This is a genomic window from Paenibacillus sp. (genome assembly GCF_048976745.1).
In the GTDB taxonomy this organism is placed as follows: domain Bacteria; phylum Bacillota; class Bacilli; order Paenibacillales; family Paenibacillaceae; genus Paenibacillus.
The window spans coordinates 255533-275493 of the sequence record NZ_JBHGUU010000004.1 but is presented as its reverse complement, the minus strand read 5'-3'; the positions used below and the strand labels follow the sequence as shown (position 1 = coordinate 275493).

Annotated in this window: 19 protein-coding genes; 2 read left to right on the top strand and 17 right to left on the bottom strand. The window is 45.3% G+C overall.

Annotated features, from left to right (window positions below):
- Positions 1 to 102 precede the first annotated feature (102 nt).
- From ACE3K2_RS02190 to ACE3K2_RS02165, 6 genes are all read right to left on the bottom strand, one after another.
- Positions 103 to 372, bottom strand: a complete 270-nt coding sequence (locus tag ACE3K2_RS02190; protein WP_421886168.1) for a DUF4279 domain-containing protein — start codon at positions 370 to 372, stop codon at positions 103 to 105.
- Between the two features lie 329 nt (positions 373 to 701).
- The gene (locus tag ACE3K2_RS02185) at positions 702 to 1004 is read right to left on the bottom strand and encodes a GNAT family acetyltransferase (RefSeq protein ID WP_421886165.1); all 303 of its coding nucleotides are present in this window, start codon (positions 1002 to 1004) and stop codon (positions 702 to 704) included.
- A gap of 216 nt (positions 1005 to 1220) precedes the next feature.
- Positions 1221 to 1991 carry a hypothetical protein gene (locus ACE3K2_RS02180; RefSeq protein WP_421886162.1) on the bottom strand — a complete coding sequence of 257 codons (771 nt, stop codon included), beginning with the start codon at positions 1989 to 1991 and terminating at the stop codon, positions 1221 to 1223.
- Between the two features lie 41 nt (positions 1992 to 2032).
- The gene (locus ACE3K2_RS02175; RefSeq protein ID WP_421886159.1) at positions 2033 to 2362 is read right to left on the bottom strand and encodes a hypothetical protein; all 330 of its coding nucleotides are present in this window, start codon (positions 2360 to 2362) and stop codon (positions 2033 to 2035) included.
- A gap of 93 nt (positions 2363 to 2455) precedes the next feature.
- Entirely contained in the window at positions 2456 to 2929 is a 474-nt protein-coding gene (locus ACE3K2_RS02170) for a hypothetical protein (protein WP_421886156.1), read from the bottom strand.
- Between the two features lie 127 nt (positions 2930 to 3056).
- Positions 3057 to 3731, bottom strand: a complete 675-nt coding sequence (locus ACE3K2_RS02165) for a hypothetical protein (RefSeq protein ID WP_421886153.1) — start codon at positions 3729 to 3731, stop codon at positions 3057 to 3059.
- A 400-nt stretch (positions 3732 to 4131) separates the two neighbouring features.
- Between ACE3K2_RS02165 and ACE3K2_RS02160 the strand changes: the two genes are divergently transcribed.
- Positions 4132 to 4902: a hypothetical protein gene (locus tag ACE3K2_RS02160; protein WP_421886150.1), complete on the top strand. Its 771-nt coding sequence runs from the start codon at positions 4132 to 4134 to the stop codon at positions 4900 to 4902.
- Positions 4903 to 5058: 156 nt separating this feature from the next.
- On the opposite strand, the gene ACE3K2_RS02155 is transcribed toward ACE3K2_RS02160, so the two are convergent.
- From ACE3K2_RS02155 to ACE3K2_RS02130, 6 genes are all read right to left on the bottom strand, one after another.
- Positions 5059 to 5685 (bottom strand): cell wall hydrolase, encoded by a 627-nt coding sequence (locus ACE3K2_RS02155; RefSeq protein ID WP_421886876.1) that lies wholly within the window; start codon positions 5683 to 5685, stop codon positions 5059 to 5061.
- Between the two features lie 697 nt (positions 5686 to 6382).
- A complete protein-coding gene (locus ACE3K2_RS02150; protein ID WP_133385462.1) occupies positions 6383 to 7600 on the bottom strand; it encodes an MFS transporter in 1218 nt (405 codons plus the stop codon).
- A 113-nt stretch (positions 7601 to 7713) separates the two neighbouring features.
- Positions 7714 to 8529, bottom strand: coding sequence for a carbohydrate ABC transporter permease (locus ACE3K2_RS02145; RefSeq protein WP_421886147.1), 816 nt, complete (start codon positions 8527 to 8529; stop codon positions 7714 to 7716).
- 49 nt (positions 8530 to 8578) lie between these two features.
- Positions 8579 to 9451 carry a carbohydrate ABC transporter permease gene (locus ACE3K2_RS02140; RefSeq protein WP_421886144.1) on the bottom strand — a complete coding sequence of 291 codons (873 nt, stop codon included), beginning with the start codon at positions 9449 to 9451 and terminating at the stop codon, positions 8579 to 8581.
- Positions 9452 to 9454: 3 nt separating this feature from the next.
- Positions 9455 to 10729 carry an extracellular solute-binding protein gene (locus tag ACE3K2_RS02135; RefSeq protein WP_421886141.1) on the bottom strand — a complete coding sequence of 425 codons (1275 nt, stop codon included), beginning with the start codon at positions 10727 to 10729 and terminating at the stop codon, positions 9455 to 9457.
- A gap of 237 nt (positions 10730 to 10966) precedes the next feature.
- A complete protein-coding gene (locus ACE3K2_RS02130; RefSeq protein WP_421886873.1) occupies positions 10967 to 12151 on the bottom strand; it encodes an LLM class flavin-dependent oxidoreductase in 1185 nt (394 codons plus the stop codon).
- Between the two features lie 557 nt (positions 12152 to 12708).
- On the opposite strand from ACE3K2_RS02130, the gene ACE3K2_RS02125 reads away from it, so the two are divergent.
- The gene (locus tag ACE3K2_RS02125; protein ID WP_421886138.1) at positions 12709 to 13581 is read left to right on the top strand and encodes an AraC family transcriptional regulator; all 873 of its coding nucleotides are present in this window, start codon (positions 12709 to 12711) and stop codon (positions 13579 to 13581) included.
- A gap of 480 nt (positions 13582 to 14061) precedes the next feature.
- Here ACE3K2_RS02125 and ACE3K2_RS02120 read toward each other — a convergent pair whose 3' ends face one another.
- The 5 genes from ACE3K2_RS02120 to ACE3K2_RS02100 form a co-directional block, all read right to left on the bottom strand.
- Positions 14062 to 14985 carry a hypothetical protein gene (locus ACE3K2_RS02120; protein ID WP_421886135.1) on the bottom strand — a complete coding sequence of 308 codons (924 nt, stop codon included), beginning with the start codon at positions 14983 to 14985 and terminating at the stop codon, positions 14062 to 14064.
- A gap of 8 nt (positions 14986 to 14993) precedes the next feature.
- Positions 14994 to 16361 carry a nucleotide sugar dehydrogenase gene (locus ACE3K2_RS02115; protein WP_421886131.1) on the bottom strand — a complete coding sequence of 456 codons (1368 nt, stop codon included), beginning with the start codon at positions 16359 to 16361 and terminating at the stop codon, positions 14994 to 14996.
- Positions 16362 to 16441: 80 nt separating this feature from the next.
- On the bottom strand, positions 16442 to 17245 hold the full coding sequence (locus ACE3K2_RS02110; RefSeq protein ID WP_421886128.1) for a response regulator: 804 nt from the start codon (positions 17243 to 17245) through the stop codon (positions 16442 to 16444).
- 65 nt (positions 17246 to 17310) lie between these two features.
- Positions 17311 to 18711 carry a glycosyltransferase family 2 protein gene (locus ACE3K2_RS02105; RefSeq protein ID WP_421886125.1) on the bottom strand — a complete coding sequence of 467 codons (1401 nt, stop codon included), beginning with the start codon at positions 18709 to 18711 and terminating at the stop codon, positions 17311 to 17313.
- Positions 18712 to 18733: 22 nt separating this feature from the next.
- A complete protein-coding gene (locus tag ACE3K2_RS02100; RefSeq protein ID WP_421886122.1) occupies positions 18734 to 19942 on the bottom strand; it encodes a HEAT repeat domain-containing protein in 1209 nt (402 codons plus the stop codon).
- Positions 19943 to 19961 lie beyond the last annotated feature (19 nt).

Genomic DNA, 19961 nt, shown 5'->3' with positions numbered 1-19961 from the left:
CCAAGTTCCATGCGATTATTTAAAAAATGAACACCACTCTCAAGGTCTGATAATTGGATAATTGTCCTCTGTATGTATTTTCATAATGACTTGTTTCCATTGCTACAGAATATACAAATCAAAATCAAACTCTGCGTTCAAGTCATAGGCTATACCGATTGCCTTTTGCTCGATAGTAATCGCAGGGGTCTCATTATGCATAATCCTGATCGAGAAGCTAAACAGAAAATTCAAACTATGCTTCATTCTCAAGGTTTTTAACTTTTCAATATGTGGATCCAAAAGATTGAGTATGTGATTCAATTGCTGATTGATATCAAAAGATTCCTGATAGTCCGTCTCCAAAAAACAACAGGTTTCCTTTCGATACAAATCTCTATTTTATATAGGTTCCAGATGGTTCGATTCCAATCCGTTCTGTGATTAACTTCGGTTAGAAATGATTTCCTTTAATGATAAATTCAGCCATAATATTCGTTTTGTCCACATATGATCCTCCCAACTTTATTCATATATCAAAAACCTGAACTGCAAGATCCTAACTCAATATTCTTGGTTTCGATGAGCTAGACCAGTTAGCTCCCTCACTTACCCATCTAGTTCTATACTCTTCAATGAATTCAGGATTTTCTTATTTACTCATTATGTTATCCCTCATATTCCTTGTTTGGCTATTGTAATCCGCATTTAACTGAAATCGATTATCCTTCCATTTCTTTATCCATTTCCATCTTTCGCCTATAAAATATTTCTAAAGCTTTCTTGTTTCTCTCCATAATTCCTTGTTCGTGCTCATCATCTATTACAATTTCCTTATACCCCCATAATAATGAAAGGTCATTTTCATCGCTTTGAGCACTATGGCTAAAACTCCACATCTTAGGAATCGTATGATCCAGTATTTCAAACCATTCATAGGGATACCACACAGGATCAATATTCAAATCAGGCTCTTCATGATCGGGTTTAATTAAATAATAGAGGTAGGTATCCCACACAGCCATTGAATATACGACATATTCCTTATCTATCACAAGTGAAAGTGATGTGTAGTCTTTAGGTTATCCTGCTCTCTGCAAGATTACTACCTTCTTTATTGATACATTTTATTATCATATTTGAACACCTTACTTATCTTTAAATTTAAATTAGCGAATTTTAAAAGACCACATTTTGTCCCTCGACATATTCCCCCATGTAGTTAGAATTATATATTCTTTCTATTCCTCACCTATACTTTGCAACATTAATTTATTTTCCTCTTTAATGTTATTAATCAAATTCGAAAAACTAATTTCCATTTCTAAATGATCGCCAAGCGCATGTGGAATCGAAATACTTATTCCAATAGAATCTGGAGTAATATAGCTAAATGTTCCTGATTCATTTAATTGATCCAATTCATCTGAGTGTTTAAGATAATTTAGTAAATCTTCACTATTATATCCACTCAAGATTTCTTCATTGACTCCATGATCAAACAAATCTAAATTTCCATCATAACTTTTGTATTTTCCCTCCTTAAACTCTTTTACGAAAGCTTCGTTAATCTCAATTAAATCCATTAATTTAACTCTTGTTCCTTTATTCAGATCAATATTCGATGTGTAAAAAACATTCAAAGGATAGGCTGCTCCTTCAGTAAATCCTGAACCGTAGTATTGAATACTAATTAATTCGTTACTTTTTAGCATAATTCGATAATTAATATCAAGGTTATCTTTCTCTTGTGGATATAGATTAATTATTCTCTTAGCTTCTTCTCCAATCAATACATTAATATTCTCTACATATTTTTTATTAGGAAAATCAACTATCTTTGGATAAACTATACTAATATTATTATGGGAATACTTATCGCTTTCAACCTGATACATTGTTCCCCCAATCAAACCATTACTACTTCTTTCTTTATCAGAGTCTACCTCAGCATTCGTGCTACAAGAAATTAATAATATAAGTTGTATTATATGGATCATCCATTGTTTCATCTTTTCTCATCCCCAGTTCAAGTAATATTAGTCTCACAATATTAGTTGATAACAACATGAAATATGAATGCTTTGTAAGCATCTGTTGAAGAAAGAAAATAAAAGTGTATAGCATCTAAGTGATCTTCCCTTACATAAAACGTTGAATTATATTGGAGAAATTGAACTAAAGAATTGAAAATCTCTTTAGTAGTCACTCTATTGAGTTCTCTAAGCTGAATCCTCAAATTATATTGTTCTTCTTTAAAAAACAAAGAGAAACTCTCAACGTTTTCTTGGCGTTCCATAAAATCCATTGTTTCGGACCATATCCCTATTTCATACTGACAATCTAATTTCTTTGAGAGTTCAAGTAATGTACTTTTATCCATGTTTCTAAACCTCCCTTTTATCATTTTGTGTAGCCGTATACCTTCTTTCAGCAACTGGTGAGTCTTCAGATATGTATTGTTTGGACAATAGACTTAAATTAAATGAATAGGAAGTCCCCAAATATCCAAGTAAAAAGTAATATCCGATTTAATGTTGACTGTTCTCCAGTCCGATTTATCTATTAAGAAGATTTCTTCCCCTACACCAGGTAATTCAACGGAGATATACATATTTCTACCCTCCTCAAACTTCTTAGTTATTGAGCCTGACAGAGGATCTCTTGTTAGTTCTTTATTAATTGAAACGATCTGTAAATACTTACCTTGATTTAGAGATTGGTAGCTTATTGCATCTCCTTCTTTTAAATTTGTGCATGACTTATGTTCTGTTTGAGTACTCTCTGTAGACTTTTGAAGGTTATTGACGGTAACTAAGCACACATTACCTTTTAGTTCAACAGATTTTACATGCCTGCTAGTTTCTACGGGAACCGGATCTTTCATCATAAAAAACACCAGAATGATTATTGTAATCAATAATAAACCTATAAATAATCTTTTTCTCAAATATGACACTCCTTCTATTTAACAATGAGATCAGTAGTGTACGACCAGATGCCTACGTGCTGGAAAACCCCTTATAAATCGTTCTCAGAGGAAATGTGGCACTTGGTTTGACAATCTCTAAAGTGATTTAAAACACTCCATTCAAGCCACCGAATAACCGCCGTAGAACATTGAAATATATTATGATGAAAGACAACATTATAGATATTGGTAGTATAATAAAAAATTTAAGTCTGCTCGTAGGAACAATAAATAGTAAAACAATGACCATGATCAGATATATTCCCATAAGTATTGGGATCAAATAATAATGAGTATGCACTGGCAAATAAGCGACTCGTAATTGATACCCTTCGGACAATAGTGCTGTGAGTGGAAGAGCTAAAACTAGACTAGATACAGATCCATTGCCACGTGCATACCACATCACATAAGCGCACACTGGAGATACTACTGCACACATCCCCCAAAAAACAATTTCTCTCATTGGAACGAAATGTAGAAAAAACACGGTGTATAGATAATACACGGTTAGCAGTGAAACAAAAAAAGAGCATATCTTAACTGCTGCTAATTTAGGCGAATGACTAAAAACAGATATAAGTGTGGCAACAAAAATCCAAATACCTAGACGCCCACCAATCGCGTCAAATACGGGGTGAACTCCCTGAGCATCCACAAGCTTTGCTGCTAAACCTAAAATTACTCCGATCGTTATCGCTCTTACAATTGAGAGAGCTTTTTGTTTAGTAGTTGATTGATTTTTGACTCTAATTCCACTTAACTTATTATGTATTCCCACTGCAATCCTCCAACTTCCATAATTCCTATATTCTAACACAATCGATCTAGCCTGTAGAATCTGTTCGATCTGTTACTCCGATAAATCTCATTGTTATTCTTCTAAAATGGTTCTATGTATCCACTCATAACTGCCCCTGGTCCTTACCGAACAGAAATCCCCACTTTGTCGCATGGTTCCTTATATCTAAATCACTATATCCACTCGTCAATCTTCTATTACCTGAAGTTAGGTCGTTATTCTCATTATCTCAATACTCCATTTTGCTATGATTATTATTACTTTGACCGTAAATCTATTCCACGAATACCATATCAGGTCATGTTATTTTCAGATAACAACTAGGTGGCTTGATGATCTTATTTAATTATATTGTTAGAGAGAAAGGGTGTCTCATCCTATGTTTATTGTTCAATTACTGCTCGCTATCACACTTCTGGGCAGCTCAGGCAGCTCAAATTATGCAACTTCTACACAACTAGAAATCAACCAAATACAGCCTATGGATGCTTCCCCTGAACAAGTCATGGAAACCGGTTTAGAACCTTTCCGCTCCGAACGCAATTATAAGGGATGGGAGCCAGAACTCGATCAATTCGAGCAGGCCGCCAGCAATCTTCAGAACAAGCTATTTGAAAGTGTTGTGTCACCGATACTATCAAAACCTGGAGAGACAGGAATATTTGATTATGGCGGGAATCTGAAATTACTAAAGTCTGTGCCCCTGAATACACGTTTTGAACGTGGCCCACTAACCATTCATATTGTTCATGCCCAATTATTAGAGGCCAGTGACATTCCTGAAGATTCACAGAAAAACATTTCCATTCTAAATCGAGAAGATATCGGTTCCAAGATCACTTATATTAATATTCTCTACACTGTTGAAAATACTACGGATCAGAATATCGGTTTTTACGGCTTAAACTCCGTTCATCCAAACACGGGAAAGCCGATCTCCGCAAATCGCAATTTTATGAGAAAATCATATGTCTATAATCAGTATGATGGCGTAGTTATTGATAATACGAATTACGGTTTGGTATATACCGATGACCCTGACAAGCTGGAATCCGTTGAATTGGTTTTTAATAGAATCTATGACTATGACACTGGAGAAACCATTGTAGAGCCTACTTCGTTGAATATTCCTTTCACGATTCAGAAGTAATATTAAACTTATAATTGCTTCAATGCTAAGATACCATTTCTCCACGACAGAATAATTATTAAACCCGGCCACGTAACTGCAGAGAAGCAGCATACAGCCGGGTTTTCTTGTTTTATTAAAAGGATGCCTTTGATCTATTTAATAACTCAAACTATCTCATCTCGTAAAATCATGCTGCCCAATGGTCAGAAGCGTTGGCCTGCTCTTACTCCACACCGAAGTGGCAATCTTCGGATTGTAATAATACAGCGCTCCATTCGTCGGATCAACACCATTTAATGCTTTGCGTGCTGCCTTATAAGAAGTCGCCGTCGGCTTGGTATTGAACTGTCCATCGTCAATAGCCGTGAACTGCCCTTTCTGGAAAATGACCTTCGAGATCGATGATGGGAATAAATCCGAATGCACACGATTCATGACAACAGCCCCTACAGCGACTTGCCCTTCAAAAGATTCCCCGCGCGCTTCACCATGGATCAACTTCGCCAACTGGCGTAGCGTCTCGCCTTCGGCTTTGGCCTTTTTGTTCAATCTGTTCAGCGTCGCGGGACCTGCAACGCCATCTGCACTCAGTCCCTGTGCCTGCTGGAACTTGCGGACAGCGGTTTTGGTAATTTTTCCGTAATATCCGGTCAATCCGGCATCAAAGTATCCCAAGTCGCTCAATTGCTCCTGCAATTGCAGCACATGCTCACTGCGAACGCCCTGTTCCAGCTTCTGCGCTCCCGCAGAAGGCGCTGCCACGGTCAATCCCAGCGTCAATGCGCAGGCACCGAGTAGCATGCTGACCCGCCCTGCTCTTTTGCCAGCAGTTCTCCCCTTCCCATGAGTGATTTTCCGACTGACCGTGATAGGTTCCATAGTGTGAGCAATCGACCGCGCATCAGATCCTTCATTCGTATTACCAGCTCTAATCCGTGTATTCTCGCTCCTTGTATACTCCATATTTCTCGTAATCGTCATGTTATTCATATTATTGGTGCCCTCCATCTCTTTCATGGGTTTACTTTCATCCACAACATACACATCATACATTCCGTTTATCTCACTACGTCCATTACTGTTATTATCGCGGTCCGCTACATGTATGTCGTTATTCATATGTTCACGCACCATGTCAATCACTTTATTACGACTTCCATTTATGCTATTCGCACGAATCTTTTCATTCATTTTTGCCATCTGTTTATACTTGTTCATCATTCCATTTACCTCCACTTTTCTGAATCCAGATCCCACTTCTTTCCCCTGAATCCTCACGGCTCTACATCCCGAGTGTCATTATAGGATATAGAAAAAATGAAGTCTATCGGACCGATGACGCAGTGAAAAAACGACGCTGAACATAACAAAAAGAGGCATGAGCCCATGGTCACACCATGGTCATGCCCCTTCTTGTATCAACCATATCCCGCTTATCCAGCCCTCATTTTCGTAGGCAGGCAGACCCGTACAAAAGTTGCGTTGTATTTATTGACAATTACTCAGCAAGTTCTTGCCCCTTCGTTTCCCGGCCCCAGAACAGTACAGCGGCAGCGCCAATGAGGATCGTCACGAAGAAAATCGTGAAAATCAGGCTGATGGCCACTTCACGCTGAACCAGCATACCAACCATTAATGGGGCAAGTACGCCACCGATCCGGCCAACGGATGTGGCAAGCCCCACACCTGTCGAACGAACAGAAGTCGGATACAATTCCGGGCTATAGGCGTACAGACCACCCCAGGCTCCCAGATTGAAGAAGGACAGACAGATTCCTGCGGCCAGGATCGTCGCTTCCGTTGTTGCCAGTCCGAATGCAATCGCACTGCACGCAGTCAACGTAAGATACACCACAAGTACAAACTTGCGACCGTAACGTTCAATGAAGTACGCCGCGGTGAAGTAACCTGGCAACTGTGCGATTGTCATGATCAGCACGTATTGGAAGCTTTTAACCAACGTAAATCCTTTTGCCATTACAACCGAAGGCAACCACAGGAACATTCCATAATAAGAGAAAATGACGGTAAACCACAAAATCCAGAGCATCAACGTTGTACGGCGATGTGGTGCTGACCAGACGGTAGCCACTTTCTCGCGGAACGTGATTTTATGAAGCTTGGTATGATTCTTGTAGCGCGGCGGGTCCTGAATGGCACGACGCAGATACAGTGCATAGAACGCCGGAAGTGCACCGATGGCAAAGGCAATTCTCCATCCGTACTCCGGGATGACAAAGTTGGCAATGAGCGCCGATACAATCCAGCCCCCAGCCCAGAAACTTTCCAATAATACAACGGCACGTCCACGTTCCGCTGTAGGCATCGACTCCGATACCAGTGTGGATGCTACAGGCAACTCTCCGCCCAGTCCAATACCCGCAACCAGACGCAGTGCACACAACACGGCGAATCCAGTCGCCAGTGCAGATAGACCACTTGCAATCGTAAAGATTAGCAAGGTCCACATCAGAATCGCTTTCCGTCCAAAACGGTCCGCAAGTGCACCTGCAAGCAAAGCACCGAGTGCCATACCGATGGAGTTAATACTCGTAAGCACGCCGACTTGTCCGGGACTGAGACTCCATTCCTTGGCAAGTGCAGCCACGATAAAGGAGATCATGCCAACTTCCATCGCATCAAACAGCCAGCTCATGCCGGCACTGAACAGCAGCTTGCGCTGCTTGGGATTCCGCAATACTTCCAGTTTGCTCATCACTTATAGCTCCCTTGATCTCTATGTAGTCATTCTGACACTAGATCATTATTATGCAGAATGCTCCAGAAATCAATGCAAAATAAGCTTTTCCTTCCGATTTCTGCGATACCTCACCCCTTGAGTGAACCCGCTGTCAGACCTGCAACAAAGTATCGCTGGAGTAGCAGGAACAACACGATCATCGGAATGGCCGTGACCAGCACACCCGTAAGCATCATCGGATAGTTCGTCACGTATTCCCCGCGGAACTGCATAAGCGCGAGCGGTAAAGTGAGCTTGGACTTACTGCTGAGCATCAACATTGGAATAAGCAGATCATTCCAGACCATGACGAGCAGGAACGTAGCCGTTGCTGCCAGCGAAGGTGTAGCCAGTGGCAGTGCAATCCGCGTGTAGAGTCTCCATTCGCTTGCTCCATCCATACTGCCTGCTTCCAGAATATCCGAATTAAGCATGCGCATGAAACCTGTCAGCATGAACACAGAGACAGGCATGAGCATTGCGGCAGATACGACAATCAGGCCCGTCAGACTGTCCGACCACCCGAGTGTACGCGTGAGGGAATAGATTGGCAGCATGCTCACCTGGGAAGGAACAATTAGGCCTGCCACGAACAGCGCAAATACGATTTTACCTACGCTGCCGCCCCAACGGACAATGGCATAAGCAATCATGCTGCTGAGCAGCAGCTCAATGGCAACCGTACCAAGTGTCACGACCAGACTGTTCCCGAAATATTGCCACATCGGCTGGTTGCGGAACATGCCAGTGATGTTATCCCACGTAAACGGGTCTGGCCAGCTGAATGGACTGGTGAAAAAGTTGCTGCTTGTTTTAAACGAAGATACGAATACAAAGTATAGCGGCACCAGAATCAGCAGCGCGTACACCAATAAGATCAGGCGATTGAACCATTTTAAAAACATGTGAACTCCCTTCTGCCCCGGTTGCAGGATGAATGATCCAGCATTAACCTCAATAGCTTACCCGGTCGGCACGCAGTGCCTTGAACTGCAACAGCGTCAAGAGCGCGAGCAACACCAGGAAGATCATTGAACCAGCAGAAGCCAGACCAAATGAGTAGCTGCCAAAGGCGGTATGATAGATATATGTGGTCAAAATTTCAGTTGCGTAATTCGGGCCTCCGTCCGTCATGGTGAAAATGAGGTCAAATGCCTTGAACGACTGAATCGTCGTATAGGCCACAACAATCGTTGCCGAAGGTGCCAGCAGTGGCCAGGTCACGGTACGGAATACCTGCCATTTGCTGCCGCCGTCCATGCGAGCCGCTTCATACAGTTCTGCCGGGATGCCTTGCAGACCTGCGATGAATACGATCATCATCTGTCCGGCATGGGCCCAGACTTGAACCGCAGCGATGGAATAGATGGCGATCTTGGGATCACCAATCCAGTTACGGGCGATATTGCTCATCCCGGCTTCATTCAGTCCGTAGTTGATCAACCCAATAGATGGATCATACATGAAAGCCCAGATCAGCCCGACCGATACGGAGGACAGAATTGCAGGCAGGAAATACAATGCCCGAAGCACAATGCGTGTTTTGGTATTGCGTACCAGCAGCAGGGCCAGTACAAGTGAAATAAAGGTTTGTGCAATAACAACTGTTAACATGAACTCTACGTTATTGCCAAAGGCTTTGCGGAATACGATGCTGCTGAGACTGTCCTTGTAATTATCCAGCCCTACAAATGCATACGACGGGGATACCCCGTCCCAATCCGTAAAGGAGTAGAACAGCCCCGTCAATGTAGGAAATACGAACAATCCAACGTACAGCAGCAACCCGGGAATCAGAAACAGGGATAGCTGAAGACGGTTTTTCATCGTTTATTTCCCGATATGCTGATCAATGATCGCTTGTGCCTGCTGTGCTGCTTCTTCTGGAGAAGTACCGCTCAGCACGGCTTGAATGGAGTTGGTTACTGCTTTTTGATTATCTCCGTTCAGGATGGTGAACCGTGGCTGGAACACGGTCTTTTTGCTTGCCCATTCTCCGGCTACCTGAAGCTCAGGCGTATCGTACTTCACATCATTCACCGTTACATTCTGTCCCGTCTGGTTGGCGTATTCGCTCGCTACTTCGGGATTGCTCAGGAATTCGATGAACTTCTTCGCTTCTTCCGGATGTTTCGACTTGCTGTTCACTGCGAGCATAAATGTGGTCGTATGCACCCCTTCATACTTCGCTTGATCTGCACTTACCGTAATTGGCGCAAGCAGTTTTTGCTCCAAATTTGGATTCTGCTGCTTGTTCTGAGCCAATTGATATGATCCACTTGCCAGCATCGCTGCTTTCTCTTGAATAAACAGTGCGCCGGCCGCAGGGTCCTTCGTACCCAGTGCATCCTGCTGGAAGTAACCTTTATCGTTCAGTTCCTTGATTTGTGTCAATGTTTTCACCCAGAACTCATCAGTGAGTTTGGCTTCGCCTGCTTCAACTTTGGTAAAAATGTCGTCACTTGGTGCGTTGTTCATCACCATTGTATTCATGAACTGCCCTGGGCCAATGTCCGCTCCGGCAAAGGCAATCGGAATGATGCCATTGTCCTTCAGCTTCTGGCAAAGGGCCAGAAAGCCTTCCCAATCGGTTGGTGGCGTCAAGCCGTATTGTTCAAACAGTTTTACATTATAGATGGGATCGTTATATACGAGTTGATACGGGATCGCATATTGCTTGCCATCGTGCTGTCCTGCTTCAATCAGCTTCGGATTGTAGGCCGACAGGAACGATGATCCGCTCAGATCCGTGAACAATCCTGCTTTGGTGAAAGCTTCGAATTGTGCACCCGGGAAGGAAGCAAATACATCTCCTACCGAACCGTCACTGATTTTGGATTGAACGGTGGACTGATATTGATCGGAGGGCAGTGTCTGCATCTCCACGTTGATGTTTGGATTTTCTTTTTCAAATGTGTCAATGGTCTTGTTGAGTGCTTCCACATCTTCCCCACGCCAGTGCATGAAGCTGATCGTAACCTTGCCTGAACCTGAGGAGCCTTTCTCACCAGATGATGCGTTATCCCCGCCGCCGCAAGCTGACAACAGGATGGACATCACCAGCATACTGACGAGCGGCAGGATTAATTTTTTATTTTTTTTCATGAAAGACGACCTCCTGAGGGTGATTGATATGTTAACTAAAGAATGTTTATACTGAACGCACTCCGATGACAGAATAACCTTCCGATCGCTGTTATCCCCAGATTTATTTGATTTCCTTTTATAAAGGGAAAAATCCGGAGATAAAGGCGAACGCTTCGCTTCTTCACGTTATTTCTGTCCTCTCCGTTTTCGTATAAAAAGATTAGTTGAACCTATTTAGTTAGTAGTAACAGTAACTTAATTAGTAGTAACGGAATGCTGCTTCTGTCTTGTTTTCCATTTCTCGCGAATGATTGGCATCACGGTTCGTCCGAAGATTTCGGCCTCTTCCAGATGCGGGTAACCGGACAGAATGAACGTTGTAACGCCGAGATCTCCATATTCCATCAAGCGCTCTGCGACCTGTTCTGCTGTACCCACAATCAGGATCGCACCGCCGGAACGCACAACGGACAAGCCTGTCCACAGGTTGGGACCTACGACAAACTGCTGCTTCTCGGACAGTTCCCGTAGCTCATTCTGTCTGCGTTGGTTGGTTGCATCCGTCTCGGCAAAAGCAGCCTTGGCTTTCTCAATCGCTTCTGGTGGTACTTTGCTAATAATCTCCCAAGCTGCTGCCCATGCTTCTTCTTCGGTATCCCGAATGAGCACCTGAGCACGCATGCCGTAACGGAGCTGACGATCCTGTCCCGTTTCCTCTTTCACTTGCTGACGAATGACCTCAATCTCTTCGATCTGCTCCTGAATCCAGTCATGAGGCTCACCCCACATGAGGAATGTATCCGCATGCTCAACAGCGACCTTCTTGGCAATCGGTGAACTGCCTCCCAAATAGAATGGTGGATGCGGATTTTGCACCGTCTCCGGCATGCCTATTGGTCCTTTGAAGTTGTAATACTGGCCGTTGAATTCAGGATTGGAATCGCCGGTTGCGTCTGTGCCAGAGTTTGAGCCACTTCCAGCAAATTCCGTCAGATTCAGCCCCGTCGATTGGGTCCATGAACGCTTCATGACTTCCATATACTCGCTCGCCCGCACATACCGTTCATCATGCGCATGTGCGAGTGGATCGCCAAGTTCCTCCAGATCGCGAACAGAACTGCCTGTCACCACATTGATCATGGCGCGACCACCAGATAGCTGATCCAATGCCGCTCCCATGCGTGCAGCAAGCACCGGTGTAACCAAACCCGGACGAATGGCGACAAGGGGACGCAATGTCTTCGTGTGACTCATTACTGCCGAGCCAACCACCCATGCGTCCAGACAGGCTCCCCCTGTCGGAATCAGTACAAATTCGAATCCTGCCTTCTCCGCCGTCTGTGCCACATCGATCAGATAATCCAGACTCGGCTCCCGCTCCGGGGCAACCCCCACATACTTCCCATCTCCTGCTGTAGGCAAAAACCATCCAAACTTCATTTCTTCCTGTTCGCTCACAAAAGTCAATCCCTTCTATGACATAAATAAAGTCCCATGTTGAAAATAGTTTCACTGTTCTGCCACTTGTCCGTTCCGGTCACGAATCGTTCTTACGATCACTGTTATCTCCAGATTTTTTTGATTCTCCTTTTTAAAGGTAAAAATTCAAGGATAGCTTATGCTTCCGATGTAGCTTTCTTTCAGAAAGCTTTCAGGCGACCGCTTCGCTTCTTCAGAATCGATTTCGTCCCCTCCACTACGTTGGCATCTCTTGAAGCTTATTTTTAAAGTGCGCCTAATTTCTGATCATTTTATTCGTATGAAAGCTCCAAATGCCGATTAATTAACTTGGTTTAATAGGTATGGACATCATATCAATTGATTTGTCTGTGATCAATGTCATTTCGCGGCAATTTCATTTTGTCATTTTGTGGTCTTTTCTCCGATTTAGGTCTTGCCGATCTTGAATATGTATAAAACCCACCTGTATAATAGGTTATAAGTGAAACTTTTAGGATTTAAAAACGATACTTATATACATTAAAGAGGTGTTCCTGATGACCGAGAGCATGAAGGAGGACCACCATGAGTTTTTGGATATTATTTTCTTCACGCCATCTGAATTCGAGAAAGCTGGTGGCGCCTGGCCTATTCGCATTGGCCGCAATATAGCCAAGACCAACTATCATATTGGACCTCGTACCACACCTTATCATTATTTGCTGTTTGTGCTGGAGGGGGAAGGTACATTCATACAGGACGGACAACGTCATGCCCTTCGGGCCAGGGATGCATTCTGTCTGTTTCCCCATGTTACGCATGAATACTGGACGGACCCGGAGCATACGTTGCAGAAAATATTTATTGCATTTGACGGCGCATACGCAGCCGAGCTGTTGTCTCGAATCGGACTTACACCCGACTCACCGTACCGTTCAGGTGTATTGACTCCTGAGACTGCAAGTGCCATGCGCTCGTTCATGGAGGATGTTCGTAAACCGCAGGATGGAGCAAGTGATCTGGGACGACTCACCCGGTTTCTAAGTCTCTTTGACCGGATAGCCCGTTCCCCTGCAACCAAAGGGTTGCAACCAGATTCGGCCACGCCCTGGCTTCAGAAAGGCAAGGAATACATGGACATTCATTTTGCAGGCGGCATCTCCGTGGAAGGTGTGTCTGCTCATGCGGGTGTGGATCGGACCCATTTTGCCAAACAGTTCCGCAAAGCCTATGGTCTGTCCCCTGTGCAATATATCCAGCAATTGAAAATGGATCAGGCCAAACGTCTGCTCGTGCAGACGCAGCTAAGCTTAACCGAAGTGGCTCATTCCGTAGGTTACCCGGACTTGTTCTCCTTCTCCAAAGCGTTCAAAAAGCAAGTCGGCTTGCCACCTAATCGCTATCGTACAGCGGAGAGCACGAAAGAATGAGGGAGCGAACTTTCGCTCCCCAGTCTATTTTTTTCAGTCTCGTGTACCACGCCTTGTGTGCGGTTGTGTAAGATGTCGCCTCTACCAAATTGCAATGGACTTCTGAGTTTAATATCCTGCACATTAAATTGCTGCAAAACCCATATATAAATTGAACTAAACATTTACACGAGAACGCAGAGGACAGAAATAACCTGAAGAAGCGGAGCTAAAAGCTTTCTGTGGAAGCTGCTTCGTAAGCATAAACTCCCCTTTATCCCCGGATTTACCCTTTATAAAAGGAATCAAAAAAATCTGGGGTTAACAGCGATCAGAAGGTTGTTCTGTCATCGGAGTGGCAAGTGTACATTTTCTTAATTCAATGTATATAAATCCACCACCAAAAAAGGCAAGCCCCATCTAACCGGGACTTGCCTTCCTTCTATACTATAGTCTTGACGCACGTACTCGAAACCAGGAACTTTTTAAGTTGACTTCATGCTATTCCTTCTTCTCATCCTTGCGCGCAAGCGGAATACCATTCTCCTTGGCATACCATGCTTCATAATGATGCACAGCCACACCTGCAAAAGAGGAATGAGAGGAACCCAAATCAAACACTTTTGCCATCTCTTCATTCATATTGCTAACCGGTTTACGGAAAAAGGTCAGATGATCCCCCTCGTGTGTATCCGCGAGTTCCGCTCCAATCCAGACTTTTTTGCCGAGATCATCCGCTTCGTCCAGTTCTTCCTTGGACAGATCATACATCTGCTGCCCACTGTCCCGGTACGCCATAATGGCGACCGCATCGAAGTGGGAGATGACCCAGCGACTGAATGTACCCTCACCTTCAGCCGACTGGCGGGCATCAAGCCAGAACGGAATGGCAGCGCTCATGTACAGTCCGGCTTCCTCGCCAGCTTTTGTCCAGGCCTTCATGTTGTTCTGCCACTCTGCAATAACGCTGCTCTCCTCGTTCTCCCAACGCTTCAGCTGATACGGCTCTACATCCAGTTGAATGCCTTGGAAGCGTTCATTCTTGGCCGAAGCTGCATTGTATGCTTGTACTCGCTCGATAAAAGCAAGACCTTCATCCCGCTTCTCTTCATAGGCCCAGTCTGCATGACCATTAAGTCCATGCACTGCAATCTCAGCCTTCCCTGCAGCCGCAATGAATTGGCGGTAGGTTGCATCAGGCACCTCATCCTGGATTTGCAGGAAGATGGTATCCACGCCCTGTTCTTTGGAAAAAGCAATAATCTCCGGCGTCTGCTCTGCAATAATGGACGCGTCCCACAGCCAGGTCGCTTTGTGTTCCTCGGTGGAGAACCACTTAAACATCCAGGACAGAAGCAGCAGGCACAACACCACAGCCAGAATGGCCCATTTCGCCATCCCCACCAGTTTGCCCCGTTGCCTCATATATTTCCTCAGACGAGCAACGCTTCACTTGGTTCAAGCACAGGATGCTGTACCGAGTGACCAATTTTGTAGATATGCGGATGTGTGTACGTACGGAATGCATTACGTGTATCCAGAATCGGTACACCCATCTCGGCAATATCAAAGTAAGGCAAATCGCTGTGGTTGGTGATCAGCACGATGCAATCGTACTTCTTGAACTGCTCCAGATTGAACACTTCGCTGTGTACGGTCTCCCCATGTTTGTCCTGGAAGGAATCCGCATGTGGATCGTAGTAGCTTACATTAGCTCCACTTTCCTTGAACAGTTCATACACTTCCAGTCCTGGTGATTCACGCAGGTCGGCAATATTCGGTTTGTACGACATACCGAGGAGCAGAATATTGGATTTACGTACGGATTTGGCGTATTCGTTCAGGATCGTTGACGTTTTGTTCAGCACATAATATGGCATGTTGTCATTGGTGGATTGTGCCAGCTCAATGAATTTGCTATAGAAACGGAAACCTTTGGCCTTCCATGACAGGTACATTGGATCCAGCGGAATGCAGTGTCCACCGATGCCTGGGCCTGGATAGAATGGCATGAAACCAAATGGTTTCGTCGCCGCAGCATCAATAACTTCCCAGATATCGATGCCCATGCGGTCGCACATCATCGCCATTTCATTCACAAAGGCAATGTTCACGCTGCGGAATGTGTTTTCCAGCAGTTTGGACATCTCCGCCACTTTTGGTGAAGATACCGGTACTACCGTTTCTACATATTTGCTATATAACGCTGTTCCAAGTTTCAGGCATGCTTCGGTCGTGCCCCCGATCACTTTTGGCGTATTAAATGTTGTGAAACGTCCGTTGGACGGGTCCACACGTTCAGGCGAGAAGCAGAGGAAGTAGTCTTTACCTGCTTCTTGTCCGATCTTATCCAGCTGCTGCTGGATCAGTTCTTCTGTGGTACCCGGATAAGTGGTGCTCTCCAGCGTAATCAGCATGCCTGGTTTCATATGCAGTTTGATCTGATCCACAACGGTCTCGATATAAGACGTATCCGGGTCCTGATTCTCACTAAGCGGTGTTGGTACGCAGATACTGAGTGCGTCGATCACACGCAGCATGCTGTAATCTGTCGTTGGCTGGAAACGACCGCTTTGCATGACTTTTTTCAACTCATCAGACGAAATATCGTGAATATAGGAATCTCCTTGATAGATACTTTCTACTTTGGACGCATCCAGATCAATTCCGATTACCGTGAACCCCTGATTGACCATTTCCACAGCAAGTGGAAGTCCTACGTAACCGAGCCCGACAACGCCGAGTACAGCTTCTTTATTTTCAATCGCATTCAGTAATGTGTGGAATTGTTGATTCTCCATGATATTCCCTCCGGGTAGTGTATTTGGTGGTGCTTAAAATCCAAGTAAATAGATGGTTGTCTGTTGCTCTAATCTATCTTCTAATGCAGGCAGCGTCTGATTCGGGCATCCAGTTCTACAGGTGAGAACGGTTTGGTCATGTAATCATCCACTCCGCGCGCAAAGCATTGACTGATCGTCTGCTCGACACGCTGCTCGGTCAACACGACAATTTTGGGTGGCTGCTTCATCTCCAGGTTCTGGATATGATGGATGAACGGCAGACCGTCGATGCCATACAGATTCAGCTCCGTAAGCACCAAGTCTGGTGTGACCTTCTCGATCAACTCCAGTGCAGCCAGTCCATCGACAGCTTCATAGGTTTCGTATCCCTGCATCTTCAGTCGCAATTGAAGAAATTCACGTACCGTCGGATCATTGTCCACAATCAAAATACGTTCCGGCTCGTCCGCCGTATTGTCCAGCGTGTAGATATGAATCTCCGATGAATCTACGAGCTTCGAGGATTCAGCCATATGCTGAATGGTTGCCTTCGAAGGGCACTCCCCTTCCGGGAAACTGGCCAGTGTAATCTGTGGATCGGCACCGGGGAGGGTCTCTTGCAGCTCATGCTTGATCCGGAGCCCTTCATAATGAACCTCATCCAGTGACAAGCCTGGCAGCAGGACGGCAATCGCCTGTGTCGCCCCATCCTTCCACACCTGGAATGCAGACTCGCTCGTCTGCTCCAGATGTGTCCTGACCTGCTGCTCAGGTTGAGTGTTTCCTGCACAATGGATGAACATTAAGCCGCATGTTTCGGCACCCGTTTCCTTCAATCCCTGTTCTACACTTCGGTACACATTAACGGCAGCCTCACGCTGCAATGTCGCCGTATTTGGCATGTTCTTTTCCACCCTTCTCCTCGATTATCTATACAAATTGCTGCAACTTACCATGATCTCTTTGCTCAAGCAGCTTCGCTTGTTTTTTTCTCATCCTCGGACCAGCTTTGGCGTGTCATGGTCCCCCATGAGTTGTTGTTTTGCATGAACTGTATATGTCCCTGCAATCTCCACAGTACGCCCAGCTGATGGTAACCCACGAATTTCAGCGCGGAGTAGACCAGCATTTTGACCAGATCGGAGAGTTTGTTGTAACGTTTGAACGCAATCTCCTCCAGGACAAGTGCGCCTACACTCAGCAGATAACCACTCACGAAGTTCAACAGTCCGAACAGGAGCAGGATCGGCCACTGGGTCATATCCAGAAGGACGTATCCAGCGAGAGCCAGCAGTCCGGTAATTCGGAAATACGGGTTCAGTGCTTCAAAAATGACATTATACGGCATCGTTACCATACCCATCACTTTGTATTTGGGATTGAACAGCATGCCTCGATTCTCCAGCATGTTCTTCAGATTCCCGCGGCCCCAGCGCTTGCGCTGACTGGACAAGATCCGGTAGGAATCCGGTGCCTGTGTCCAGCATACGGCCTCAGGGCAGAAGGCAACGCGATACTTCAATTTGTTTTCCAGCATATAACGGTGGAGCTTGATGATGATGTTCATGTCTTCCCCAGGATAACCATCCCGATATCCACCTACAGCGATAACAGCGTCCTTACGGAACATGCCGAAGGCACCGGAGACAATGATCAGACCGTTCATGTGACTCCAGCCAATCCGTCCGCCCAGGAAGGCTTTGAGATATTCAATCGACTGGAACATGGGCCAAATCTTGCGTGGCAGCGACACATCCTGCACTGCCCCGTTTTCAATTTTGCAGCCATTGGCAATTCGTACATCTCCACCGATGGCTACTGTCTCTTCCGGATTCTCCATATACATGCGTGCCATGCGGATCAGGGCGTCCTTCTCCAGCAACGAATCGGCATCGATGGAAGAGATCAGCGGATAATGAGACAAGTTGATCCCAGCATTGAGAGAATCGGCCTTACCGCCATTTTCCTTGTCAATGACATACAGATCAGGGAACTCCGGATTATGGTAGATCCCGCGAATTTTCTGACAGGCAATCTTGCCCCGAATCTTTGTATTGGGTACTGGCTTCAGACGATATTCATCCAACAGGATCTTGAGCGTGGCATCACTGGAGCCATCATTCACAACAATGACTTCATATGTTGGATAATTCAGCGTCATCAGGCAGTTTACATTTTCAATAATTGTCAGTTCCTCATTGTATGCCGGCACCAGCAGGGAAACCGAAGGCACCAGCTCCGAGCCGGACAACGTATTGTATTTGGAATAATGCGACCGCCGGAAGATCGTCCAGATGTTACGGAATGATAAGGCCAAGATGGAAAAATAGAGCGTATTTACAAAAACAACATAGTAGATTGCGACCATGCCGTAGATTAATAATAGATCCCTAAGCAGTGTAATCCCCTCCTACCGTAGCGACACCTGTACGTTTTTTGCTGGTTCTGTTCTCGCGTACAGGGCCAAAATAGCGATCGTAGAGCAGTCTTTTTTTGTTATGTGCAATCATCTGCTCTACAGCTCTGTCCTCAGTTCTCGTGTGCTGCATGGTACTCTCAATCTGCTGCATCGCAATCTCGCGCTCAGCACCTGTACCTTGGACCGCAGCCTGACACAGCGCTTCGAATCCCGGCTCGCCAAGCTTGCTCAGACTCTCCGCACTGTTATAACGAACTCTCCAGTCTTCATCCCGCAGCGCTTTGCGCAGCAACGGAATGCTGCCAGATGCATGTTTTGAACCGAGCACTTGTACCACTTCGGCCCGAACCTCCGGGTCGGTATCCTGGATCAGCTTCAGAATCGTCTCATCCCGGAGCGCCGGACTTGCGCTCAGATACAGCTTCACGGCTTCGGCACGCACATCCTGATGTTCTGCGCCTACCAGCCTGTCGAGTGCAGGCATCACTTCAGGTACAGCCTGACCCCACATGGCAACCAGTCCGACCTTGACAAAATCAGGGTTCCGATCTTCCAGCAATTCGATTAGAATTCTGCTTGTATCCAGACTCGTTTCAAGCAGAATATCTGCTGCCAGATGGTGAATGGACTTACCTTTGGTTAACAGTAATGCCAGCATGTCTTTCAGTTCACCTTGTCGGGTCGTACATCTGGAGATGGAACGACCAATCATAATCGCCATCGGGCCTGGTTTCTCATCCTTCAACAATTCCATCAAACCCGGAACGGCTTCGGGACAACGCATGCCACCCAAGCGATACGCCGCATCGATCTGGCGACCGTAACGCAAACGGCCCAATTCCTTCAGATCATGCTCTACGAATCCTGCTTCACGGCATAGTGCAATTAATTTGTCGCGATATTCACCCTTGAACTGGTCAATCCATTCAATCAGTCTGTCCTGAATGACTCTGCGTTCCAGCGGAGCCAGTTTGCCTGGTGGTAATTTGAGTGGACTATTCTCCGTCAAGGCTGTTTGTAGATAGGTGAAGTAGTCACGCTGCTTCAATTCATAAAACGCCGTCTTGCGTCGTTTGCCATTGTGGGACATTTTCATGGCAAACAATATAATGACGCCTACAACAACAAGTGCGATACAGATGTACAAAAACAGATAGGCCAAAGCCAAACTTGGAAACATGTGAAAAGGTCCTCCTTTA